Consider the following 20,578-nt stretch of genomic DNA (forward strand, 5'->3'; position numbering starts at 1 on the left):
CTCCTTGGACGCGGGTGGCGGCGGTTCGGTTCCCCTGCATCCGGAGTCGATCAGCCCGCCGCGACCCGCACCGTGTCGAGCAGCGCCCGGACCTCGGCCGCGACGTCGGCCGGCCCCGCGGGCCGGACCACGACATCGGCGTCGCCCCGGAGGACGTAGCGGCCGTCGCCGTCGAAGTCGAGCCAGTGCAGCGCGACGCCGTCGTCGGTGGGGCGGCTGTCGTAAGCGACGCCCGCGAACGCGGTGATCTCCCCGGTGCCGCTGCGGGGCCGACCCAGCAGGGCGCGCACCTCGTCGCGCAACGCGACTGATCCTGCGGATGTGAGCACCGAGCCCGGACCGGAGTGCAGGTCGGCTCGGCGGAACCGGACGGGCGACCGCGACCCGGCGGGGATGCGCGGCAGTGCCGATGCGATGGCGTCGGGGATCCGCGTCGGCGCGACACCTCGGAGCAGCACGTCGCCGCCCGTGTCGACGTCGGGGCCGGGCAACTGGATCGCGAGCGTGCCCGTGTCACCGCGGATCCCGGCGTGCAACCGCACCGGTGCGGTGTCGGGCCGGCCCGCGAAACCGAGCACCTCGATCCGCTCCCTCGGCTCCGCGAGCGCCACCAGGTGCCGGTGGAGGGCCTCGGTCAGCCGGGGCAGCAACGCCGCCGACGCGTCCCGACGCTGCCGGTCCAGGTCGTCCTGGGTCTCGGCGACCGGGCGGTAGCGCAGCGGATACGGCAGCCGGTCGAGCCCGAGTTGCCGCCACAGGACCTGGAACTCGAGCCCGGTGAACCGCCACTCGCTGCCGGACGCCGGTCGATTCGAATACTCAGCCACGAAGGGGTAGACGCAGCCCGACGTCGTTCGGTTCCCTCAGGTGGCGACCGCGCGCACCAACTGCTCCGCCCACGCGTCGGCCCGATCGGTTTCCCCGTCGACCAGCGGACCCGTGTACCCGTGCACGCGGAACGTCTCCGGGCGTTCGACCGGCACGTACCCGAGTGCGATGAGGCGTTTCATGGCCTTCTTCGCCGCCGAACCGGGCAGTCGAGGCTTGTCGACCTTCGTGTCGAACGTGGCGACCGCGATCGCCCTCGTCGGTCGGGGCAGCGCGGCGATCCACTCACGAAGTCCCCGGTCGGGTTGCGCCGGTGCACCCTGCTGTTGGACGGCGCCGGCCCGGGTCTTCACCGACGGCAGCCCGAAGGCGTGCGTCGGCGCTCCCACCACGAGCAGATCGGCGTCGACCTCGCCCGGTGCGTCCGCTGCAGCAACCAAGTCGACGTCACCGGTGGTCGCCAGCCGGGCAGCGATGGCGGCGCCGATCTGTTGCGTGTTGCCCCACACCGATTCCACGACGATCAGGATCCGCATTGCCGTCACCTCACACTGCCGCGGCGGCGCGCTCGATCACGTCCGCTACCTGCGCGGGCTGCGACACCAGGACCGCATGCGAGGCTCCCGGGATCTCGGTGATCTGCGCGCCTGCCCGTTCGGCCATGAAACGTTCGGACGCCGGCGGGATGACACGGTCCTGGTCGGGGATGACGGCCCAGGTCGGCAGGTTTCGCCAGGACGGGTCCTGTGTCGGTTCGAGGTTCGCCGCCAACGCGATGGATCGCTGATGCGCGAGCATGTCGGCGGCCGTGGAATCGGAGACGTCCTGACAGAACGCCTCGTGAAAGCTGTCCGCAGCGATGTAGCCGTCGAGGTTCTTACCGATCGGGGTGGTCGGGTCGTCGACCACTCCGACCTGCAGCACCGGCGGCAGCAACTGGCTACCGGGGAACGTGATCGGGTTGAGCGCCGCCTGCGCGGGCTCACCCTGGTCGGGGGCGAAGGCGGCAACGTAGACCATGCCGACCACGTTGGGGGCGTGGGTGTTGGTGATGACGACACCGCCGTACGAGTGCCCGACCAGCAGCACCGGACCCGGGATGTCGGCGAGGGCCTTCTCGATCGCGGCCGAGTCGTAGCCGGGCCCGCGCAGCGGGTTCGACGGCACCACGACGTCGTGACCCCGGGCCCGCAGTTCCGCGGCAACGGGGTCCCAACTGGTGGTGTCGGCGAACGCACCGTGCACCAGCACGAGCGTCGGCATCGATTGCGCGGCGGCGGGCGACACCCCCACCGACAGCACCGCTGCGAGCGCGAGTACGCACATCGCCGTCAAGGTCCGAATCCTGCGCATTCTCATGGCGGATCTCCTCGTGTGGGAAGTCTTCGGATACTCCCACGCAGGGTGGACGCGTCAGTTCCGTTCGGCGCAGCCGAGACTCAGCCGTGCCTCACCCGAGACTCACACGAGCGCGGACATCGACGTCCACGTCGGCCAGTCGATCGCCCAGTCGTAGATGTCGCCGTCCGCGGCGGACAGGTCGATCCGGGTGCCGCTGACCTCTACCGGATCTCCGTACATGGCGGTCCCGAAGTATTCCTGGGCGTCCGACAGCGACAGGTTGATGCATCCGTTCGTCACGTTCGAGGCACCCTGCACGCCGACGGTGAGGGGGTTGGCGTGGATGAACTCTCCGTTGTTGGAGATGCGGACGGCCCACCGCTCGCGGACGTTCTCGTAGTACGGCGGATTCGACATCAGGAAGTCCTCGTGCATCTCGGACACGACGTGGATGCCGCTGCGGGTGACGTTGCGGTTCTCGTTGCCCTCGCCGTAGCTGACGGGGATGTCCATGACGGTGACGCCGTCGCGCACCACCTGCATGCGGTGGCTCGGCGCGACGGCCTTGACGATCTGGCTGCGGCCGATCGTGAAGTCCAGCGACACGTCGCCGGCCCCGTAGGCGCCGTCGCCGAAGTCGAGTCCGTAGAGCTGGGCGTCGACGTGGACCGCGGTCCCGGGCGCCCAGTAGTTCTGCGGTCGCCAGTGCACCCGGGCGCCGTTGTCGTCGGGCAGCCACGCCCAGGAACCGATCGTGGGCGGGACCGTGGTGATGTGCAGGGCCTTCTCGACGGCCGCCTTGTCGGCGATCGGGCCGTCGAACTGCAGGATGATCGGCGCTCCCACGCCGACGACCTGTCCGTCACCGATGTTGGTGCGCACCGAGATCTGGGTGTCCGGGTCGATCGTGGTGAAGCTGCCGGTGACGGGCACCGTCTTGCCGTCGGTGCCGAGCGCGGTGCCGGACCACGTGTACTTCGCGTCGTAGCCGAGCGGTTCGGTGACCGTGTACGACGTCCGGTCGGGGCTGAGCAGGCCCTGGACCACCTTGCCGGACGCGTTCGTCAGCGCGACGTCCTGCAAGGTCCCCTGCGTGACGCTCACCGAGATCGGCTGCGCCGGGTTCACGCCCTGCGCGTCGGGCGCCGGATTCTCGACCACCTGCGCGACGGGGCCGGCGGGCACCGGGGTGCCGTCGGCGGCGTCCCCGGTGGGGATGGTGCAACCGGCGAGGAGGGTCAGCCCGAGCAGCGCGGCCACCACCATCAGTAGCCGCGTCCGATTTACCCGAATCCCCTGTTCACGCACGAAAACCACGGTACTCCCAGTGCGACAGTGGCTTTCGTCACACAGAGACGATCGGGCCACGATCCGGGCACGATCGGAACCGCGTCAGATGGTGCACCCGACGGTCACGGGTTCCGGTTCGAGCCGGACGCCGAACTCGCGCTCGACGCCGTCCCGGACCGTGCGGGCCAGTTCCACCAGGTCACCGGTCCGCGCGTGCCCGCGGTTGGTCAGGGCCAGAGTGTGCTTGGTGGACAGGCGGACCCGCGCGTCCTCGCCGGGGTAGCCCTTGCCGAACCCGGCGCGTTCGATGAGCCAGCCGGCGGACAACTTGGTCACCTCGGCCCCGACCGGGCCGGGGAACTGCGGGATCCGCACGTCCGCACCGACCTTCGCCCGGATCGCGTCGAGCACTGTGGGCAGGCTCACGTCGGGAATCACCGGGTTCGTGAAGAACGACCCCGCGCTCCACGTGTCGTGGTCGGCGGCGTCGAGCACCATGCCCTTGCCGCGGCGCAGGCCGAGCACGACGTCGCGCACCTCGGCGGTGGGGCGGCGCTCGCCCTCCTGCGCGCCGAGCGCGGACGCGAGTTCGCGGTAGCCGAGGGGTGCGCTGGTGCCGTCGGGGCGGACCGTCATCTCCACGGCCAGGACGAGGGCGTCGTCACGGTGCTTGAGGACACTGGTGCGGTAGCCGAGCCCCAGCTCGGACGGCTCCACCCAGCGCACGTCGCCGGTGGTGCGGTCGAGCAGTTGCACTCGGCGCAGCAGCGCCCCGACCTCCACGCCGTAGGCGCCGACGTTCTGCACGGGCGTCGCACCGGCCGAGCCCGGGATGCCGGACAGGCATTCGAGCCCGCCCAGGCCGGCCGCGACGGTCTTGGCGACGACGTCGTCCCACACCGCACCGGCCTGCGCGAGCACGGTGTCGTCACCGAGCTCGACGCCGGCATCGGCGACCCGGACGACGACGCCGTCGAAGCCGTCGTCGGAGATCACCAGGTTGGATCCGCCACCGAGGATCAACGTGGGGACCCGGGCATCGTCGAGGACACGGACGACATCGACGAGGGCCCGGGTGGACGGGCAGTCGGCGAGGACGGCGGCGGGGCCGCCGAGGCGCAGGGTGGTCAGCGATGCCAGCGGCACCTGCTCGGACAACTGCGCACCGGCCTGCTCGAGATGTCCCCGGATGAGTGGATCCAACACGTGGAAACGGTAGCGTGCCCGACATGGCCCGACACATCGAGCATTCCGCGCAATACCCCCACCCCGTCGCGACGCTGCACGCCGCGCTCACCGACGAGGGCTACTGGCAGGCCCGGTTGCAGCAGGTCGGCGGGCCCGGGGCAGCGCTCGAGAGCGTGACCGTCGGGGACGGCGCGATCGAGATCGTCCTGCAGCAGGCAGTACCGGCCGAACATCTGCCGTCGATGGTGACCTCGATCCGTCAGGGTGACCTGATCATCCGGCGTACCGAATCGTGGGGTCCGCTACAGGACGGCCGGGCGCACGGCACCTTCTCGGCCGAGGTCGAGGGGGCACCGGGACAGGTGCGCGGCACCGTCACGATCACCGCGGACGGCACCGGATCGCTGCTGGTCATGGCAGGTGAGGTCGAGGTGAGGATCCCGCTGATCGGCGGCAAGATCGAATCCGTCATCGCCGGCCAGGTGCTGGAACTGCTCGACGCCGAAGAGGACTTCACCCGCGACTGGGTGGCGCAGGCCGGGTAGTCGCTTTCTCCGACCGACGGGCCGCCAGCCGGTAATCTGCCGGTCATGGCCCGTCGCGTCGACTACTCCGCCAGATTCGAGCATCCCGTCGAAGTCGTGTACGCCGCTCTCGGCGACGCCGACTACTGGGAGGCGCGGATGGAAGAGATGCGCAAGTACAGCGAGAACCACGTCGAATCGCTCGACGTGACCGACGACGGGATCGATCTGGTGCTGCACCACGTGCTGCCGCGCAAGGATCTGCCGGACATCGCGCAGACGGTGCTCAAGAAGGACCTGATCATCACGCGCAAGGAGAAGTACACGTCGTTCGGCGAGCCCGTGACCGGCACGTACGAGGCCTCGATTCCCGGCGGGCCGGGCAGCCTGACCGGGACGATGGAACTGTTCAGCACCGACACCGGGTGCACGCTGCGCACGACGTCCGAGGCCAAGGTGTTCATCCCGTTCGTCGGCGGCAAGCTCGAGCAGCTGATGCTGGTGAACCTGGTCGACCTGTTCCGCACCGAGGCCGAGGTCACCGCGTCCTGGCTCGCTCGGCAGTAGCCGGCGTGCGCGAAGGGAAACCCGTCGGCGTCATCACCCGCGGCACCACAGGCATCAACCGGTTGCGTCGCAGCGACCGCTGGCTCGTCCACAGTCCGGTCGTCACGCGCACGCTGCGCGACGCCCCCGACCCGCTGGTCGTCGACCTCGGCTACGGCGCGATGCCGGTCACCACGCTGGAGATGGCTGCGCGGCTGCGGACCGTGCGTTCCGACGTCCGCGTCGTCGGGCTCGAAATCGACCCCGCACGGGTGGTCGAGGGGCGCGACGGGGTCACCTTCGCGCGGGGCGGCTTCGAACTCGCCGGTCTGCGCCCGACGTTGATCCGGGCGTTCAACGTGCTGCGGCAGTACCCGGAGGGCGCCGTCGACGACGCCTGGGGACGGCTGCGCAGCGGCCTCGCACCGGGCGGGCTGATCGTCGACGGCACGTGCGACGAACTCGGGCGGCGCTGCGCGTGGGTACTCCTCGATCGGGACGGCCCCCGCTCACTGACCCTCGCGTGGGACCCGTTCGACGTCGATCGCCCCAGCGACATCGCCGAGCGGCTACCCAAGGCGCTCATCCACCGCAACGTCGCGGGCGAGCGGATCCACGACCTACTCGTCACCGCCGACCGGGCGTGGGCGACGGCCGCGGGCCTCGCGCCGTTCGGCCCCCGCATCCGGTGGCGGGAAACCCTGCATCTGCTGTCCGACCTCGGAGTGCCCGTCACACCGCAGCGACGACGGATCCGGGACTGCGTCGTCACCGTGCCGTGGAGCTACGTCCGCCCCGGCGGGTGAGCGGTTCTACTGGCACGCCCCCAGCGCGTGCTCGATGCGCTCGGCGACCTGCTGCGGCCGTCCGATGCACTCGGCCCGTAGCTTCTCGGGGTCGATCCGGCCGATCGCGACGCCGTCGCAGACGACCTCGTCGAACAGGTCCTGGGCGATGCCGCCGGTCGCGAGATCCAGGGCGGTACACAGCGGCGTGGTGATGCCGAACGTCCCCACCACCTCGTAGTCCTGGGCACGCAGTTCCCGGCGGTGCAGCGCGAGCCGGCGGGTCGGTGCGGGCGCCGTGGCCTGGGTCGACAGGTGCACGAAGCTGGGGTGCAGGTGCCCGAGGCCGTGCAGTTCGGCCGCGCTCTGGTGGGAGACGACGGCGGCGCCCTCGAACCACGCACACCACTTGGCGAACTCTTCGAGATCGCTGCGTGGGAACGAGGCCAGGCGGAACAGATCCCGTTCGATACGCAACCAGGACCCCTCGGCCAGGCGGCCGCCGATGTCCTCGGTGGTACAGCCGAGGCGCAGCGCCTGCCCGGTCGTGAAATACCCCGCTTGCCGGAGCGCAAGACGACGGAGATCCTCTCCCGTGTCGGGAGTCGGTTCACGTCGCGGATCTGTCCAGCCCGCCATGCAGTAACCCTACTGCGCCACTGTGGGCCGGATCACAGCTTTTCGGGTCGCTCGTGTCCATACCGAGTCCGAAGCCGTGGCCCTTTCACAGAAACCGTTCAGAGTCTTCCGGGAGAATCACTGTCATGTCGGCACCAGTGAACGCACCCCAGATGCCCACGCCCCCGAAACCCAAGCGGCGCAAGGCGGTCACGATCTCGCTCATCGTGGTCGCAGCCCTCGTGGTCGCGTTGGTCGGCGGAGAGCTGTTCCTCCGCCAGCGCGCCACCAGCTGCATGGAGTCCCAGTTCGAGAGCCAGCTCGGTTCCCCGGTCGACGTCAGCCTCAGCTGGAAGCCGGTGCTGCTGCAGATGACCGGCAAGAACGTTCCGTACGTCGAGATCGACAGCAAGGGCTCGGCGTTCGGGCCGGCGCAGGGCATGGAGGTCCGCGCCCGCGCCAACGACATCAAGATCACCGACTCCGCCGACAGCAGCGGCACGATCGGCAGTTCGTCCGCCGACGTCACCTGGTCCACCGACGGGATCCTGGCGACGCTGCAGGCACAGCCGCTGGGCGGCATGATCACCGCGGTCACCGCCGACCCCACCGCCGGAACCCTGAAGGTCTCGGTGGGCGGTTTCGCGGACATGACGGTGCAGCCGAAGGTGCAGGACGGGAAGATCGACGTCGAGACCGTGAGTGCCGCGATCCTCGGCCTGGGGCTGCCGACAGCACTGGTCGACGGCATCGTCCAGGCCCTCACCGACGGTCTGCAGCAGTACCCGCTCGGCATGGAACCGACGGCGCTGACCGTCACGGACAGCGGCATCGACGTGAACCTGCAGGGTGGCGAGTACGTGATGCCGGCCGCCGACCCCAACGCGCAGAGCGGCTGCAGCCTGCTCTGACGCCGGGTCAGGACTGGTCGGGCAGCCCGTCGAGCACGGCGCGGGTGCCCGACAGTCCCAGCCGGGTGGCGCCCGCGTCGATCAGCGCGAGCGCGGCGTCCGCGGTCCGGATGCCGCCGCTCGCCTTGACGCCGAGCCGTCCGCCGACGGTGTCGGCCATGAGCCGCACCGCGTGCACGCTCGCCCCGCCCGCCGGGTGGAAGCCGGTGGACGTCTTGACGAAGTTCGCGCCGGCCTGTTCGGCCGCGCGGCACGTTTCGACGATCGCGTCGTCGCTCAGCGCGGCCGACTCGACGATGACCTTCAGCACCGGCTCCGGACCCACGGCGTCGCGGACTGCGAGGATGTCGGCGAGGACCGCGTTGTACTCGCCGGCCACCGCGGCGCCCACGTCGATCACCATGTCGATCTCGGTCGCGCCCTGGTCGACCGCGAGCCGCGCCTCGGTGGCCTTGATCAGCGAGTGGTGCTTGCCCGACGGGAAGCCGACGACGGTCGCGAGCACCAGGTCACCGAGGTCCGCCGAGCGCAGCGGCAGCATCGACGGGGACACGCACACCGCAAGCACGCCCAGGTCGTGCGCCTCGGCGACGAGGGCCCGCGCGTCGGCGTCCGACGCCTCCGGCTTGAGCAGTGTGTGGTCGACCATCCCGGCGACGAAGGTGCGGTTACGCGCTGTCTCGGACATGCCCCGAAGCTTGGCACAGCTCGCTAGCATCGGTTCCATGGCAGCCCCCCGCGCCGAGGAGGTCGCCGCGACTTTCGACGCCGCCGCGGTCGATTTCGATCGGGTCGCGCCGCAGGTGTGGGACCCGGCCGGCCAGGCGCTCGCATTCCAGGCGGGTCTGCGGCCCGGTGACGCCGTCCTCGACATCGGCAGCGGCACCGGGGCGTCGGCACTCCCGGCCGCGGCGGCAGTGGGCCCGACGGGCCTCGTACATGCCGTCGACCTGTCCGACGAGATGCTCGAACGCGGCCGGGTGAAGGCGTCGGATCGGGCGTTGCTCAACGTCGAGTTCGTGTGCGCCGACGCCACCACGTGGGAGCCGCCGAGCGCCGTCCCCGACGCCGGGTACGACGCGTTGCTCAGCTCCTACGCGGTGTTCTTTTTGCCCGAGATGGACGCGGCGTTCGCCCGACTGGCCCGCTTGGTGCGGCCCGGCGGCACCGTGGGTGTCACGGCGTGGCGCGAGTCCGCACTGCGCGAGTTCGCTGCCGCTTTCCTCGCGGCGCTCGGCCCGCTCGCGCCCGAGCAGCCGCCGGATCGCCCTCACGTGATGGCGCCGGCCCAGCGGCTCGACTCCCCCGCCAAGCTGCGCGGGTGGCTCGCCGATGCCGGGACCGAGCACGTCGAGGTGCGCGAGCTGTCGAACCTGATCCCGGCGACGGAGGAGTTCTGCTGGAACTTCGTGGTCGGCAGCGGGTTGCGGGCGCTGTTGACCGGTCTGGGCCCCGACGTCGTCGCGCAGGTGCGCCGCGATTTCCTGGGGCAGATCACCGAACGCGGCCTGCACACCGTCGACGCGACGACCCTCGTCGGCACGGCGAAGGTTGTCGGCTTTCCGTGACCTGACAGACTGGGGCGCATGAGTTCGACTGCCTCGACCGACGACCGTCGTTACGTCCTGTCTCTGGGTTGCCCCGACCGCACCGGCATCGTGGCGCGGATTTCCGCGTTCCTCGCCGAGAGCGGCGGCTGGATCGTCGAGGCCGCGTACCACGCCGACGCCGACACCGGCTGGTTCTTCACCCGGCAGGCGGTCCGGGCGTCGTCGATCAGCCTGAGCCTCGAGGAGATGCGCGAGAAGTTCGCTGCCGTCGCCGAGGAGCTCGGCCCCGAGACGGAGTGGACGCTCACCGACACCGGCGAGCGCAAGCGCGTGGTGCTGCTCGTCAGCAAGGAAAGCCACTGCCTGCACGACATCCTTGGCCGCGTCGCCGCCGGTGAGCTGCAGTGCGAGATCGCCGCGGTGATCGGTAACCATCCCGACCTCGAGCGGGTGACGAAGCGGCACGGCGTCGACTTCCACTACGTGTCGTTCCCGAAGGATCCGGCCGAGCGCGGACCGGCGTTCGAGCAGGTCCGCAAGCTCGTCGACGCGCACGATCCGCACGCCGTGGTGCTGGCCCGGTTCATGCAGGTGCTGCCCGCCGAACTGTGCGATCACTGGGCGGGCCGGGCCATCAACATCCACCACAGCTTCCTGCCGTCGTTCGTCGGCGCCCGCCCCTACCACCAGGCGTTCACGCGCGGTGTGAAGCTGATCGGCGCCACCTGCCACTACGTGACCGCCGAACTGGACGCGGGCCCGATCATCGAGCAGGACGTCATACGAGTCGACCACACCGATCAGGTGTCGGACATGGTCCGGCAGGGCCGGGACATCGAGAAGCTGGTGCTGGCCCGAGGCCTGCGGTGGCACCTGGAGGACCGCGTCCAGGTGCACGGCCGCAAGACCGTCGTGTTCAGCTGACGGACCTCAGTTCAGGCTGCGGAGCCGGTCCACTTCGGCATTGAAGTCGGCGACGGCCTCGACCGACGTCATGTGCCCGATCCCGCGGAGCACGATGAGCCGTTCGAGGTGGTCGGCGTCGTCGAGGATCTGCGCGACCCGACGCGCGTGCGACGGCGGGGTGAGCCGGTCCGCGGTACCCACCAGCACCGTGGTCGGCACCGTCAGGTTCTGCAGCCCGTCCTTGATGTCGAGGGCGCTCAGGGCGGCACCCCACCCGCCGCGGGTGCGGGGGTGACATTCGCTGACGATGCGCTCACAGAACGCGACCTCGGCGGGCGTCGAACCCGGCGCCATGGCCACGTACTTGATGGCCCGGGTGGTCATCGGTGACGACGGCATCGGCATCGCCGAACCGAGGACGGCGCGGCCGACGGGCACGGGCACCCGCGGGAACCGTTGCGGCAGCGGGATCACCGTGGTCTCGGCGACGAGGCTGTCGGTGCCGGTGCTCGCGAGCAGCACCGACGCCGCGTACCGGTCCACTTCCTCGGGGTACTTGCCGGCCCACGCGACGATGCTCATACCGCCCATGCTGTGCCCGACGATCTCTGCCTTCCGCCCGTCGCGCACGGTCGCGGCGAGGACTGCGGACAGGTCGTCGGCGAGGACGTCGGGGCTCAGCGGGGTCCGGCCGATATCGCTGCGGCCGTGCCCACGCTGATCGTAGGTGATGACGCGGTACTTCTCGGCGAGCTCGTTGACCTGCGGATTCCAGAAGTCGGCCGAACAGGTCCAGCCGTGGCTGAAGACGATCGGCGGGGCGTCGGGCGACCCGTAGGCCCGCACGTGCAGTTCGGCGCCGTCGGAGCTGACGACGGGGACGATCTCGGGTTCGATGCGCGGGGTCGAGAACAGTTCGGCCTCGGTCTCGGGGCCGCCGCCGACGGGCCCGGCCCCGCGGGACCGGGCCGCGACGGCGACACCCGCCAGCGCACCGAGCCCCGCGATTCCCAGCAACGTCCACAGCTTCCTGTGCGACTTCCGTGCAGCCACTTCCACTCCCCTTGCTTCTAGCCTGCGCGCGTCGAGTCCGTCTCGGGCGCGATCTGTTCGAACTGACTCGCGGCCTTCGCGAGTGCCTTCGAGATCTGTTCCTCCATCGCCTCGGCGAACAGCGCGTGCACCGCGTCGTGCGCGAGTGGGCGCACTTGGTTCACCAGCGCCGCCACTTCCGAGACCTTCGCCTCGTCGAGGTCGAGCGTGCCGCCCTCGGGTGCGAGGTAGCGCGCCGAGACCAGTTCGACGAACCGTCCGGCGACGTCTCCGAGGTCGCGGCGCACCGCCTCGGTCTGTTCGAGGATGTCCGCCAACGGGATGCCGGCGTCGACGAGGACCTGTGCGGCCTCCATCAGGCGCGGATTGGCGACCGAGAACTCCTGGCCGGCCTTCGCGAGCACACCGAGCCGGGTACCGAGCGCGATGTTCTCGTCGGTGGTCTGGTCGCCGAACATGCGGCGCAACTCCGCCATCGTGAGTTTGGCGGCCCGCCGATACTTCTTCCACCGCCCGCCGGGATCGTCGGTTTCGAGGACGTCGCGCACCTGCAGGCCGTACTGCGCGGCGGTGAGCAGTTCGCTGATGGTGGCGAAGGTGTAGCCGCGGTCGAGCATCCGGCCGATCAGATTGAGCCGCGCGAGGTGCGATTCGTTGTACCAGCCCGCGCGGCCCTCCTTGCGGGGCGGCGGCAGCAGGCCCCGATCCTGGTAGACCCGAACGTTCCGCACGCTCATACCGGCCTCGCGCGCGAGGTCGTCGATGCGGTACTCCGTCATGTTCCGCCTTCCCCGTAGGAACCGCGACGACGTCGGCGGTTCCGGCGAGGTCGACGGTGAGGGGAATTCTATCGCGGAGAGCGTGGGCACTAGATGACGTGCGCCCGGCGCAGAAGGGCCTTGGACGGGCCTCCGATCAGCCCGCATTCGTCGAGGAATTCGACGGTCTTGCGGGAGCCCTCACGGATCATCTCGTGGTAGTGGACGTTGCTTCGCGCCGCCCGCTTGGCCTCTTCGACGTCGAGCCCGGCGGCGGCGTACACCTGCTCGTTCACGAGGCACGTGACGATGAAGTACGCCGTGACGCCGAGCACCAGCCGCTGGTACGCAAGCTTGGCGCGGGACAGTGACCGGACACGGCGCACCGTCTCCTCACGCGCGAACTTGATGTGCCGGGCTTCTTCGAGCACATGGATCTTGCTGACCGTGCGGGTGAGCGGCTGGACGCGGGCGTCACGCATGAAGTCGCGCTGCATCATGTCGAGGATCTCCTCGGCGAACAGCGTTCCGCCGTACGCGAGCGAGCCCGACGCGGTCGACTTGAACAGCCGGGCGGTGTTGCGGATCCACCGCTTGGGCCGGTACGACGGGATCCCGAAGCGTTGCGCCGAGCGGGCGAACATCGTGGAGTGCCGGCACTCGTCGGCGATCTCGTTGAGCGCGAACTGGACGTGCGGGGTGGCTGGGTCGTGCGAATAGATGTCGCGCAGCAGCATCTGCATGAGGATCATCTCGAACCAGATGCCGGTGCCGGCGACGCTCGCGGCCTCGTGCTTGGTGAGCGTGATCCGCTGCTCGTCGGTCATCCGGTCCCACAGTTCGGTGCCGTAGAGGCTGCACCACTCGGGGGTCATGCCGTAGAGATCGTCGGGGATGGGCGCCGCCCAGTCGACCTCGACCAGCGGGTCGTACGACTTGCGGGCGGCGGAGGCGAGCAGACGCTCGGCGGTGTCCTGACGGTCGCCCACCCGCATGTGCCGGGACGGAGGTACCTCGACTGCTTCGCGATGGATGATGGACATCGTCAACTCCTGCTCGACTGGTGTTCATGCAGGTCATGCCCAATTTCGGGCATATGTCGACGATAGCATCGTCACAACGAGCATTGTCAAGGTTTATCTGTAACTGTTCGTGAACAGATGCAGCAGCCGACCCGTGGAGGCCAGGCCGGGGCAGCTACCAGCGCGGGCCGCGCTGGATGTCGTCCACCCGCGGGCGGACGTCCACGAGGTACACGCAGATCGCGACGACGGCGATGATGCCGAGCATGTGCACGGCACCGAACAGGAACACCACGAGCAGCGACGCGATGAGGATGCCCAGCCAGATCGGCTTGCTCAGCTTGTCCACGGCGGTGAACGCGTCCTTACGCTGACGCGCCGCATGGAAGATCGCGAAGACCGCGCCGGCGAGAGCCAGGAGCTGCAGCGCGAAAAGGATCAGTCCGGTGACGCCGTGAATGTTGAACACGTTTCCATCCTACGAATCGGGCGGAGATGCGCGCAGGCCCCCGCGCAACGAAGTGCGCGGGGGCCGATCCCCGATGGTGGTACGCGATCGGTGTCCGATCAGTTGGTGGGCTTCTTGGCGGGCGCCTTCTTGGCCGGAGCAGCCTTCTTGGCAGCGGGCGCCGGGGTGGCCTTGGCCGCGGGAGCCTTGGCAGGCGCAGCCTTCTTGGCCGGAGCGGTCGGGGTGGCCGGCTTCGGGGCCGGAGCCTTGTTGGCGGCGGCCTCGACACGCTCGGCGGCGGCCTCGGACGTGGCCTCGGCCCGCTCACCGGCGTCGACGACGCGGCTGGCGACCGAGTCACCGGTCTCGGACAGACGGTTCGCGACGGTGTCACTGGTCTCGGAGAGAACCACGGCGGCCTCGTCGGCGACGTCACTGATGCGTCCGGCCGCGCGTCCGGCGAGCTTGGCGGCCTGCTCACCGAGTTCACGCGTCTGACGCGCCACCGTGCCCAGCGCCTCCTCCGTGAGCTCGACGGCGTCACCGAACACGGCCTCGGCGCGTCCCAACTGCTCCTCGACGGCCGGCTGCTTACGGATACGCTCGACAGCCTCCTCGCCGCGCTCGGCGAGTGCGACGTACAGGTCGGAGGCGACCTTCAGGTACGCCTCGGCGACCTTGCGCAGCTCCTCGGGGGTGAACCGCTCGCGCAACTCGGCGAGCTCCTCGGGCAGCTCGGACGGCAGCGCGGCGAGACGCTCGCGGAGCTGCTCGACGCCCTCCGACACCTCGGTGGGGAGGTTGGCCCAGCGTTCCCGGGCCTCGTCGATGCGGCCGGACACGTCGGTGTTGGTGTTCTCGGCGCGGGCACGCACCTGGGACACGACGTCGGCGACGGCCTGGACCACCAGGTCACCGGTGCCGACGGCAGCGTAGAACGGGGTCTTGATGTTTTCGACGATCTTCGGATCGGTCATTCTCGGATCTCCTGTCGAGGTGGATCTGCGATCTCGTGCTCTTCTTCGTCCGAGGCGTCGGCCTGATCGGCGGATTCGGACTGGTGCGGGTCGTTCTCACGGCGGAACGACTCGTAGATCTCGAGAAGCACCTGCTTCTGCCGTTCGGTGATGGCACCGTCGGCCAGCAGCGCGTCCCGGACCGGGCTGTGCGGGCGTTGCTCGAGGATCCCGGCCTGCACGTACAGGACCTCCGACGACACCCGCAGACCCTTCGCGATCTGAGCGAGGACGTCGGCGGACGGCTTGCGGAGTCCGCGTTCGATCTGACTCAGATAGGGATTGCTGACGCCGGCGAGTTGCGCGAGCTGCCGTAACGAAACCTGTGCGGCCTCACGCTGTGAGCGGATGAAGCTGCCGATGTCCTGAGCGGCCCCTGCGACCACTCGGGCGGCACTGCTCATGTCGTCGGGCTCGTCGACCATCAGTACTCCCTGTTCTGTACGCAAATCCCACGGTAGAACAGGGTGCTAACTATTGCAAGCACTTTGCTAGCACTTGTCGGCACCGAAGGCGAAAGACGCAGATCAGGCGAACATGAGCTGCGAAATCGTGTAGATCGCAAGGCCCGCGAGGGCTCCGACGACGGTGCCGTTGATCCGGATGAACTGCAGATCGCGACCGACCTGCAGTTCGATCTTGCGGCTCGCCTCCTCGGCGTCCCAGCGCTCGACGGTCTCGGTGATGACGGCGGTGATCTCGTCCGTGTAGTTCTCGGCGACGTAGCGCGTGCCCGACAGCAGCCAGCCGTCGACCTTCGCGCGCATCTCGTCGTCGTCGCGCAGGCGTTCGCCGAACGCGACGACGTTCTCGGCGACCTTGCGGCGCAGGGTGCTGTTCGGGTCGTCGACCGACTCCATGACGAGTCGCTTGGCGACCTTCCAGGTGGCCGCGGCGAGTCCGGTGATCTCCTCGCGGCCCATGATCTCGGCCTTGATGGACTCGGCCTTGGCGATGGTGGCGGGGTCGTTCTGCAGGTCGTCGGCGAAGTCGATCAGGAACCGGTTGGCCGCCAGACGCACCTCGTGCTCGGGATTCGAACGCACCTTCCACGTGAACTCGACGAGTTCGCGGTAGATCTTCTCGCCGAGCATCGCGTCGACGAACTTGGGCGACCACGACGGCGAGTCCCGGCTGATGATGCGGTCGATGGTCTCCTGACTGTTCAGCGCCCACTGGTGCGCCCGCTCGGCGAGCAGGTCCAGCAGCGGCAGCTGGCGGTTCTCGCGCAGCAGCTCGGCGAGGACCTTGCCGATCGGCGGACCCCAGTCGGGTTCGGCGATCCGTCGGACGATCGTGTTGTCGATGATCGCGGTGACGTCCTCGTCGTTGAGGACCTCGACCACGCCGCGCAGCAGCGTCGCGGTCTCCGCGGCCACCCGCTGCGCGTGCTCGGGTTCGGCCATCCACGTTCCGACCCGGAGAGGGATCTGTGCGTTCGCGACCTTGGCGGACACCACGTCGGGTGCGAGGAAGTTGTCGCCGACGAAGTTGCTGAGGCTCTCGCCGAGCTGGTCCTTCTTGCGCTTGATGATCGCGGTGTGCGGGATCTTCAGCCCGAGCGGATGCCGGAACAGCGCCGTCACCGCGAACCAGTCGGCGAGCGCACCCACCATGCCGGCCTCCGATGCGGCCCGCACGTAACCGACCCACGCGCCCGCTCCCCGCGTCTCCTGCCACCGGCAGAAGAGGTAGACGACGGTCGCGAACACGAGGAAGCCGGTCGCGACGAGCTTCATCTTCCGTAGGTCGCGACGCTTCTCGGGATCGTCGAAGACGCCCGCGAACGACGACGGCGACGGCGGCTGCGGCTGCGCCGGGCGCGGCCGGGCCGGGGCGGGCGGCTGAGCTGACTGGACGGGCTGCACACCGACATTGTGCCCGGATACCGGGCCCGGCTGCCGAGATAGAGATCACCTCCGGCGCACCCGCCCATTAAGCTGGCCTTCTGGTTCAACCTCGAACGGATGTGGCGAAACGTAGTGCCGAAGCAAAGCGCAGATCTGCAGACAACCGAAGACAGCCGACCCGAGACCGGGAAGCCCGACGGGCGCAAGCGGCGCTGGCGCGAACACAAGATCGCCCGCCGCGAGGAACTCGTCGACGGCACGATCGCGGCCATCCGTGCGCGGGGCCGCGACATCGGCATGGACGACATCGCGTCGGAGATCGGCGTCTCCAAGACGGTGCTGTACCGGTACTTCACCGACAAGAACGACCTCACGAGCGCGACGATGATGCGCTACGTCGAGACCATCCTGGCGCCGCGGATGTACGCGGTCATCGGCGAGGATCTCGACGAGTACGACCTCACGCGCGTCGCGATCTCGGCCTACGTCGAGACGGTCGCGGCCGACCCGGACGTCTACCTGTACGTGATGGCCAACAGCGCGGGCCCGAACCGGGACGTCGTGGCCGATTCCGAGCGGATGATCGCGGAACTGCTCGCGACCGTGCTCGGCGAGCGGCTGCGGAACATGGGCATGGACTCGGGCGGCTCGGTGCCGTGGGCGTACGGCGTCGTCGGCGCGGTGCAGCTCGCGACGCACTGGTGGATCTCCAACAAGTCGATGTCGACGGACGACCTCATCGACTACCTGGTGATGATGACGTGGGGCGGAATCTCCGGTATCGCGGCGTCCAGCGGTTCACCGGCCCGCTTCAAGTCGGTTCCGCATCCGCTGCTGGAGAAGGCGACCGAGTCGGACGGGGCGCCCGGGGACGCCTGACCCCTCTTGTGTTACCAGCGGTAACAGGTATCGTTGTCGTGTGACTCACTTCACGGACGACGCGGACGGGCACGACCACGACGAGCCGGACGGCTACCGCGGGCCGGCCCACGTGGTCGTCGGGCAGCGCCCCCCGGTGATCGTCGACGTCGAACTGTCGGGCAACTTCGAGCCGATCAGCGGTCGGTTCGTGTGGCGGGGACGTGTCCGCGAACTGACGCACGCTCTCGGCGAGGACGCGGCGCCCGTCGGCACCGACCTGACGATCACTACGTCAGAGGGCAGTGGCACCGCCCGCGTGAGCGGGCTGGACCTGTGGGGCAGCCACATGGTCGACGGACTCACCCGGCCACCGTTTCCCGTCATGGAGGACACCGAGGGACTGCTCTAGTGTGACGTGTGGCACGTCGCCACCGAACACATGTTGCAGCAGTCCCTTGTCGCTTCTCGCATCCGGAGGTCCAGTTGGCCGACAAGGTTCCCACGTCCCGCCTCGTCCGGGGTTCGAAGCTCGGGCAGGTCGCGGCGGGCCGCGTGATCCGCAACGCCGGCACGCGCGTGTCGATGGTCGGGCGCTCCGAGGAGGTCCGTGCGCGGATCGCCGAGAATTCGGTGCTGGCGGCCGCCGATCAGCTCGTGACGGTGCTGGGCAGCATGAAGGGCGTCGCGATGAAACTCGGGCAGATGCTCTCGATCCTCGATCTCGATCTGGTGCCGGAGGCTCATCGCGAGGAGTTCCAGCGCAAGCTCGCCGCACTGCGGGACCAGGCTCCCACCGCACCGTTCGAAACCATGCGCCGGGTGATCGAGGCCGACTACGGCCGTCCGACCTCCGACGTGTTCGCCGAGTTCGATCCCACACCCGTCGCGGCCGCGTCCATCGGTCAGGTGTACCGCGCCCGCCTGCACGACGGCCGGGACGTCGCGGTCAAGGTGCAGTATCCGGGTATCGACGCCGCGATCCGCGCCGACATGAAGAATCTGACGATGTTCCTCAAGGTGTGGAAGTCGACGGTTCCGACGCTGTCGACGCCCGCGCTGCTCAACGAATTGCGGCTGAACTTCGAGGGCGAACTCGACTACGAGCGCGAGGCGCGCACGCAGCACGCGATCGCGCAGCTGTACGCGGGCCATCCGTTCGTCGCGGTACCGGACAGCATCCCGGAGCTGAGCACGCGGCGGGTGCTCGTGAGCGAGTTCTTCGAGGGATCTCCGTTCACGAGTATCTGCGCGCTCCCGCAGGACGAGCGAAACCGCATCGGCGAGATCATCTTCCGCTTCTACATCGGGTCGCTGTACCGGTACCACGAGTTCTGCGGCGATCCGCATCCCGGGAACGTGCTGCTCGGCACCGACGGCCGGGTCGCGTTCGTCGACTTCGGACTGTTCAACCGCATGGACGCCGAACACGTCGAGTTCGAGAAGCAGTGCCTGCGCGCCGCGACGGAGGGACGCAGAGACGATCTCTACGCGCTGATGGTGCGCCGCGGTGTCATCGCGCCGGACGCCGACGTCACGCCCGACGAGTGCCTCGAGTACGTGTACGCGGCCGCCGAGTGGAATCTGGTGGACGAGGAGATCGCCATCACCCCGGAGATGGCGAGCACCGGGTTCCTCCTGGCGATCGATCCGCGGGCGTCGGAGTTCTCGGGCATGAAGAGCCAGAACCTGCCGCCCGAGCACCTTTTCTCGCGCCGCGCCGATTTCCTCACCTTCGGCGTCCTGGGTCAGCTCGACGCGAGCGCCAACTGGCACCGCATCGGCCGCGAGTGGGTGTACGGCGACGCGCCTGCCACGGAACTCGGCGTCGCCGAGGAACGCTGGCGTTCGGACCGCTGAATCCACCCTCTGCGGCAGTCGTTGTGGCACAGTTCGGTCCATGCCTGCGGACGCGAGTGACCTGTGGACCACCCCCGCCGTCGAAGCGCTCCGCGCAGGACCGCACACCCGGGTCTCCGAGATCGACCCCCGCGCCACACCGGGGTTCACCGGGAACAAGGCCGACGGCGAGCGCATGCTCGAGGAGCGCGGCGCGGTGCTGTCGTCGCTGCAGGAGAAGCTGTACGCCAACGGCCGCTCGGGAGACAAGCGTTCGGTACTGCTGATCCTGCAGGGCATGGACACCGCCGGGAAGGGCGGCATGGTCCGGCACGTCATCGGCCACGTCGATCCCCAGGGCGTCGACCACGCCGCCTTCGGGGTCCCGACGCCCGAGGAGAAGCGCCATCACTACCTGTGGCGGATCAACAAGGCACTGCCTCGCGGCGGTCAGTTGGGGGTGTTCGACCGCTCGCACTACGAGGACGTGCTGGTGGTGCGGGTGCACAATCTGGTCCCGCCCGACGTGTGGGCCGGTCGCTACGAGGAGATCAACCAGTTCGAACGCGAACTGGTCCACAACGGCACCACCATCGTGAAGGTCGCGATGTTCGTGTCGCTGGACGAACAGAAGCGCCGGCTGGCCGAGCGACTCGAGCGCCGCGACAAGTTCTGGAAGTACAACCCCGGGGACGTCACCGAGCGCAAGTTGTGGCCGCAGTACCAGGAGGCCTACCAGGCGATGCTCGACAAGACGTCGACGGAGCACGCACCGTGGTACGTGGTCCCGTGTGATCGCAAGTGGTACAGCCGCATTGCCGTCACCGAACTACTGATAGACGCACTGCGGCGGCTCGACCTCGACTGGCCTCCGGCCGAGTTCGACATCGAGGTCGAGAAGGAGCGGTTGGCACTGTCGTGACGAGCGCGTGCCGTCAGAGCATGTGCGGGGTGCTGTGGTGCATCTTCTGATCGTGTCGGGTGACGCCGCCGAAGATCGCGGCGGACCCGGACAGCAGGGCCAGTGAGGCCAGTCCCGCGATGACCGCCCACCCGGCGAAGCCTCCGCCCGCCGCGACCAGGAACAGCCCGGCCGCCGCGATGCCCGTCAGGGCCAGTCCGTACCCGGCCCACCCAGCGAAGTCGTTGAGAGTCATTCGCTGTCCCTCCTCCGTGTCGGCATAGAGGTCCGTGCTTCGACGCTACGCCGCCCGAACGCGCTGCGCGAGAAACCGACCGGTCGATGC

The 20,578-nt window shown here is 69.1% G+C and carries 25 protein-coding genes; 10 read left to right on the forward strand and 15 right to left on the reverse strand.

From position 1 onward, the window contains the following. Positions 1 to 50 precede the first annotated feature (50 nt). From C7H75_RS19745 to C7H75_RS19765, 5 genes are all read right to left on the reverse strand, one after another. Positions 51 to 827, reverse strand: a complete 777-nt coding sequence (locus C7H75_RS19745) for an ESX secretion-associated protein EspG (protein ID WP_081121050.1) — start codon at positions 825 to 827, stop codon at positions 51 to 53. A 36-nt stretch (positions 828 to 863) separates the two neighbouring features. Next, positions 864 to 1,364, reverse strand: coding sequence for a flavodoxin family protein (locus C7H75_RS19750; RefSeq protein ID WP_064058435.1), 501 nt, complete (start codon positions 1,362 to 1,364; stop codon positions 864 to 866). 10 nt (positions 1,365 to 1,374) lie between these two features. Then, the gene (locus tag C7H75_RS19755) at positions 1,375 to 2,187 is read right to left on the reverse strand and encodes an alpha/beta fold hydrolase (protein ID WP_044991351.1); all 813 of its coding nucleotides are present in this window, start codon (positions 2,185 to 2,187) and stop codon (positions 1,375 to 1,377) included. A gap of 102 nt (positions 2,188 to 2,289) precedes the next feature. Further along, positions 2,290 to 3,477 (reverse strand): L,D-transpeptidase, encoded by a 1,188-nt coding sequence (locus C7H75_RS19760; RefSeq protein WP_080668429.1) that lies wholly within the window; start codon positions 3,475 to 3,477, stop codon positions 2,290 to 2,292. Between the two features lie 84 nt (positions 3,478 to 3,561). After that, on the reverse strand, positions 3,562 to 4,665 hold the full coding sequence (locus C7H75_RS19765; RefSeq protein ID WP_022597581.1) for a UDP-N-acetylmuramate dehydrogenase: 1,104 nt from the start codon (positions 4,663 to 4,665) through the stop codon (positions 3,562 to 3,564). Positions 4,666 to 4,688: 23 nt separating this feature from the next. Between C7H75_RS19765 and C7H75_RS19770 the strand changes: the two genes are divergently transcribed. From C7H75_RS19770 to C7H75_RS19780, 3 genes are read left to right on the forward strand one after another with little or no spacing between them, the layout of a single operon-like run. Continuing rightward, positions 4,689 to 5,192, forward strand: coding sequence for a DUF2505 domain-containing protein (locus tag C7H75_RS19770; RefSeq protein ID WP_022597583.1), 504 nt, complete (start codon positions 4,689 to 4,691; stop codon positions 5,190 to 5,192). A 45-nt stretch (positions 5,193 to 5,237) separates the two neighbouring features. Next, positions 5,238 to 5,738, forward strand: a complete 501-nt coding sequence (locus C7H75_RS19775) for a DUF2505 domain-containing protein (protein ID WP_022597585.1) — start codon at positions 5,238 to 5,240, stop codon at positions 5,736 to 5,738. Positions 5,739 to 5,743: 5 nt separating this feature from the next. Further along, complete coding sequence (locus C7H75_RS19780; protein ID WP_106851723.1) at positions 5,744 to 6,523, forward strand: O-methyltransferase; 780 nt, start codon at positions 5,744 to 5,746, stop codon at positions 6,521 to 6,523. A 6-nt stretch (positions 6,524 to 6,529) separates the two neighbouring features. On the opposite strand, the gene C7H75_RS19785 is transcribed toward C7H75_RS19780, so the two are convergent. Then, positions 6,530 to 7,141, reverse strand: a complete 612-nt coding sequence (locus C7H75_RS19785; RefSeq protein ID WP_005518024.1) for a type IV toxin-antitoxin system AbiEi family antitoxin domain-containing protein — start codon at positions 7,139 to 7,141, stop codon at positions 6,530 to 6,532. Between the two features lie 152 nt (positions 7,142 to 7,293). On the opposite strand from C7H75_RS19785, the gene C7H75_RS19790 reads away from it, so the two are divergent. Then, positions 7,294 to 8,031, forward strand: a complete 738-nt coding sequence (locus tag C7H75_RS19790; RefSeq protein WP_005518023.1) for an LmeA family phospholipid-binding protein — start codon at positions 7,294 to 7,296, stop codon at positions 8,029 to 8,031. A 7-nt stretch (positions 8,032 to 8,038) separates the two neighbouring features. Here the strand turns inward: C7H75_RS19790 and deoC are convergent, their stop codons facing one another. Further along, complete coding sequence (deoC, locus tag C7H75_RS19795; RefSeq protein ID WP_022597591.1) at positions 8,039 to 8,719, reverse strand: deoxyribose-phosphate aldolase; 681 nt, start codon at positions 8,717 to 8,719, stop codon at positions 8,039 to 8,041. A 37-nt stretch (positions 8,720 to 8,756) separates the two neighbouring features. On the opposite strand from deoC, the gene C7H75_RS19800 reads away from it, so the two are divergent. Both C7H75_RS19800 and purU read left to right on the forward strand, forming a co-directional pair. Then, on the forward strand, positions 8,757 to 9,599 hold the full coding sequence (locus tag C7H75_RS19800) for a class I SAM-dependent methyltransferase (RefSeq protein WP_022597593.1): 843 nt from the start codon (positions 8,757 to 8,759) through the stop codon (positions 9,597 to 9,599). Positions 9,600 to 9,617: 18 nt separating this feature from the next. Continuing rightward, positions 9,618 to 10,505, forward strand: a complete 888-nt coding sequence (gene purU / locus C7H75_RS19805; RefSeq protein WP_106851724.1) for a formyltetrahydrofolate deformylase — start codon at positions 9,618 to 9,620, stop codon at positions 10,503 to 10,505. 6 nt (positions 10,506 to 10,511) lie between these two features. On the opposite strand, the gene C7H75_RS19810 is transcribed toward purU, so the two are convergent. From C7H75_RS19810 to C7H75_RS19840, 7 genes are all read right to left on the reverse strand, one after another. Then, positions 10,512 to 11,546 carry an alpha/beta fold hydrolase gene (locus tag C7H75_RS19810; RefSeq protein WP_005518019.1) on the reverse strand — a complete coding sequence of 345 codons (1,035 nt, stop codon included), beginning with the start codon at positions 11,544 to 11,546 and terminating at the stop codon, positions 10,512 to 10,514. Between the two features lie 11 nt (positions 11,547 to 11,557). Next, positions 11,558 to 12,319, reverse strand: a complete 762-nt coding sequence (locus C7H75_RS19815) for a MerR family transcriptional regulator (protein WP_106851725.1) — start codon at positions 12,317 to 12,319, stop codon at positions 11,558 to 11,560. An 89-nt stretch (positions 12,320 to 12,408) separates the two neighbouring features. Next, positions 12,409 to 13,341: an AurF N-oxygenase family protein gene (locus C7H75_RS19820; RefSeq protein WP_005518017.1), complete on the reverse strand. Its 933-nt coding sequence runs from the start codon at positions 13,339 to 13,341 to the stop codon at positions 12,409 to 12,411. A 154-nt stretch (positions 13,342 to 13,495) separates the two neighbouring features. After that, on the reverse strand, positions 13,496 to 13,789 hold the full coding sequence (locus C7H75_RS19825) for a DUF2516 family protein (protein ID WP_005518016.1): 294 nt from the start codon (positions 13,787 to 13,789) through the stop codon (positions 13,496 to 13,498). Between the two features lie 98 nt (positions 13,790 to 13,887). After that, on the reverse strand, positions 13,888 to 14,745 hold the full coding sequence (locus C7H75_RS19830) for a hypothetical protein (protein ID WP_005518015.1): 858 nt from the start codon (positions 14,743 to 14,745) through the stop codon (positions 13,888 to 13,890). Beyond that, entirely contained in the window at positions 14,742 to 15,209 is a 468-nt protein-coding gene (locus C7H75_RS19835) for a helix-turn-helix domain-containing protein (RefSeq protein ID WP_005518014.1), read from the reverse strand. The genes C7H75_RS19830 and C7H75_RS19835 overlap by 4 nt, the downstream gene beginning before the upstream one ends. A 102-nt stretch (positions 15,210 to 15,311) precedes the next feature. After that, complete coding sequence (locus C7H75_RS19840) at positions 15,312 to 16,523, reverse strand: DUF445 domain-containing protein (protein ID WP_172504604.1); 1,212 nt, start codon at positions 16,521 to 16,523, stop codon at positions 15,312 to 15,314. Between the two features lie 228 nt (positions 16,524 to 16,751). On the opposite strand from C7H75_RS19840, the gene C7H75_RS19845 reads away from it, so the two are divergent. The 4 genes from C7H75_RS19845 to C7H75_RS19860 all read left to right on the forward strand — a co-directional run bounded on the left by C7H75_RS19845 (position 16,752) and on the right by C7H75_RS19860 (position 20,253). Beyond that, on the forward strand, positions 16,752 to 17,513 hold the full coding sequence (locus C7H75_RS19845) for a TetR/AcrR family transcriptional regulator (protein WP_005518012.1): 762 nt from the start codon (positions 16,752 to 16,754) through the stop codon (positions 17,511 to 17,513). A gap of 40 nt (positions 17,514 to 17,553) precedes the next feature. Continuing rightward, positions 17,554 to 17,904, forward strand: a complete 351-nt coding sequence (locus tag C7H75_RS19850; protein WP_005518011.1) for a DUF4873 domain-containing protein — start codon at positions 17,554 to 17,556, stop codon at positions 17,902 to 17,904. 74 nt (positions 17,905 to 17,978) lie between these two features. Beyond that, positions 17,979 to 19,352, forward strand: a complete 1,374-nt coding sequence (locus tag C7H75_RS19855; protein ID WP_022597603.1) for an ABC1 kinase family protein — start codon at positions 17,979 to 17,981, stop codon at positions 19,350 to 19,352. Between the two features lie 40 nt (positions 19,353 to 19,392). Further along, positions 19,393 to 20,253 carry a polyphosphate kinase 2 family protein gene (locus C7H75_RS19860; RefSeq protein WP_005518009.1) on the forward strand — a complete coding sequence of 287 codons (861 nt, stop codon included), beginning with the start codon at positions 19,393 to 19,395 and terminating at the stop codon, positions 20,251 to 20,253. 13 nt (positions 20,254 to 20,266) lie between these two features. Here C7H75_RS19860 and C7H75_RS19865 read toward each other — a convergent pair whose 3' ends face one another. Beyond that, on the reverse strand, positions 20,267 to 20,488 hold the full coding sequence (locus C7H75_RS19865; RefSeq protein WP_005518008.1) for a hypothetical protein: 222 nt from the start codon (positions 20,486 to 20,488) through the stop codon (positions 20,267 to 20,269). Between the last annotated feature and the right edge of the window lie 90 nt (positions 20,489 to 20,578).

Source organism: Rhodococcus (subgen. Prescottella) equi (assembly GCF_003013675.1).
GTDB lineage: Bacteria > Actinomycetota > Actinomycetes > Mycobacteriales > Mycobacteriaceae > Prescottella > Prescottella equi.

Bases quoted from the DNA above. Each gene is read 5' to 3' on its own strand.
- C7H75_RS19750 (WP_064058435.1), bottom strand. From the start codon at position 1,364: ATGCGGATCCTGATCGTCGTGGAATCGGTGTGGGGCAACACGCAACAG.
- C7H75_RS19755 (WP_044991351.1), bottom strand. From the start codon at position 2,187: ATGAGAATGCGCAGGATTCGGACCTTGACGGCGATGTGCGTACTCGCG.
- C7H75_RS19770 (WP_022597583.1), top strand. From the start codon at position 4,689: ATGGCCCGACACATCGAGCATTCCGCGCAATACCCCCACCCCGTCGCG.
- C7H75_RS19775 (WP_022597585.1), top strand. From the start codon at position 5,238: ATGGCCCGTCGCGTCGACTACTCCGCCAGATTCGAGCATCCCGTCGAA.
- C7H75_RS19785 (WP_005518024.1), bottom strand. From the start codon at position 7,141: ATGGCGGGCTGGACAGATCCGCGACGTGAACCGACTCCCGACACGGGA.
- C7H75_RS19790 (WP_005518023.1), top strand. From the start codon at position 7,294: ATGCCCACGCCCCCGAAACCCAAGCGGCGCAAGGCGGTCACGATCTCG.
- deoC (WP_022597591.1), bottom strand. From the start codon at position 8,719: ATGTCCGAGACAGCGCGTAACCGCACCTTCGTCGCCGGGATGGTCGAC.
- C7H75_RS19800 (WP_022597593.1), top strand. From the start codon at position 8,757: ATGGCAGCCCCCCGCGCCGAGGAGGTCGCCGCGACTTTCGACGCCGCC.
- purU (WP_106851724.1), top strand. From the start codon at position 9,618: ATGAGTTCGACTGCCTCGACCGACGACCGTCGTTACGTCCTGTCTCTG.
- C7H75_RS19815 (WP_106851725.1), bottom strand. From the start codon at position 12,319: ATGACGGAGTACCGCATCGACGACCTCGCGCGCGAGGCCGGTATGAGC.
- C7H75_RS19820 (WP_005518017.1), bottom strand. From the start codon at position 13,341: ATGTCCATCATCCATCGCGAAGCAGTCGAGGTACCTCCGTCCCGGCAC.
- C7H75_RS19830 (WP_005518015.1), bottom strand. From the start codon at position 14,745: ATGACCGATCCGAAGATCGTCGAAAACATCAAGACCCCGTTCTACGCT.
- C7H75_RS19835 (WP_005518014.1), bottom strand. From the start codon at position 15,209: ATGGTCGACGAGCCCGACGACATGAGCAGTGCCGCCCGAGTGGTCGCA.
- C7H75_RS19840 (WP_172504604.1), bottom strand. From the start codon at position 16,523: ATGAAGCTCGTCGCGACCGGCTTCCTCGTGTTCGCGACCGTCGTCTAC.
- C7H75_RS19845 (WP_005518012.1), top strand. From the start codon at position 16,752: ATGTGGCGAAACGTAGTGCCGAAGCAAAGCGCAGATCTGCAGACAACC.
- C7H75_RS19860 (WP_005518009.1), top strand. From the start codon at position 19,393: ATGCCTGCGGACGCGAGTGACCTGTGGACCACCCCCGCCGTCGAAGCG.
- C7H75_RS19865 (WP_005518008.1), bottom strand. From the start codon at position 20,488: ATGACTCTCAACGACTTCGCTGGGTGGGCCGGGTACGGACTGGCCCTG.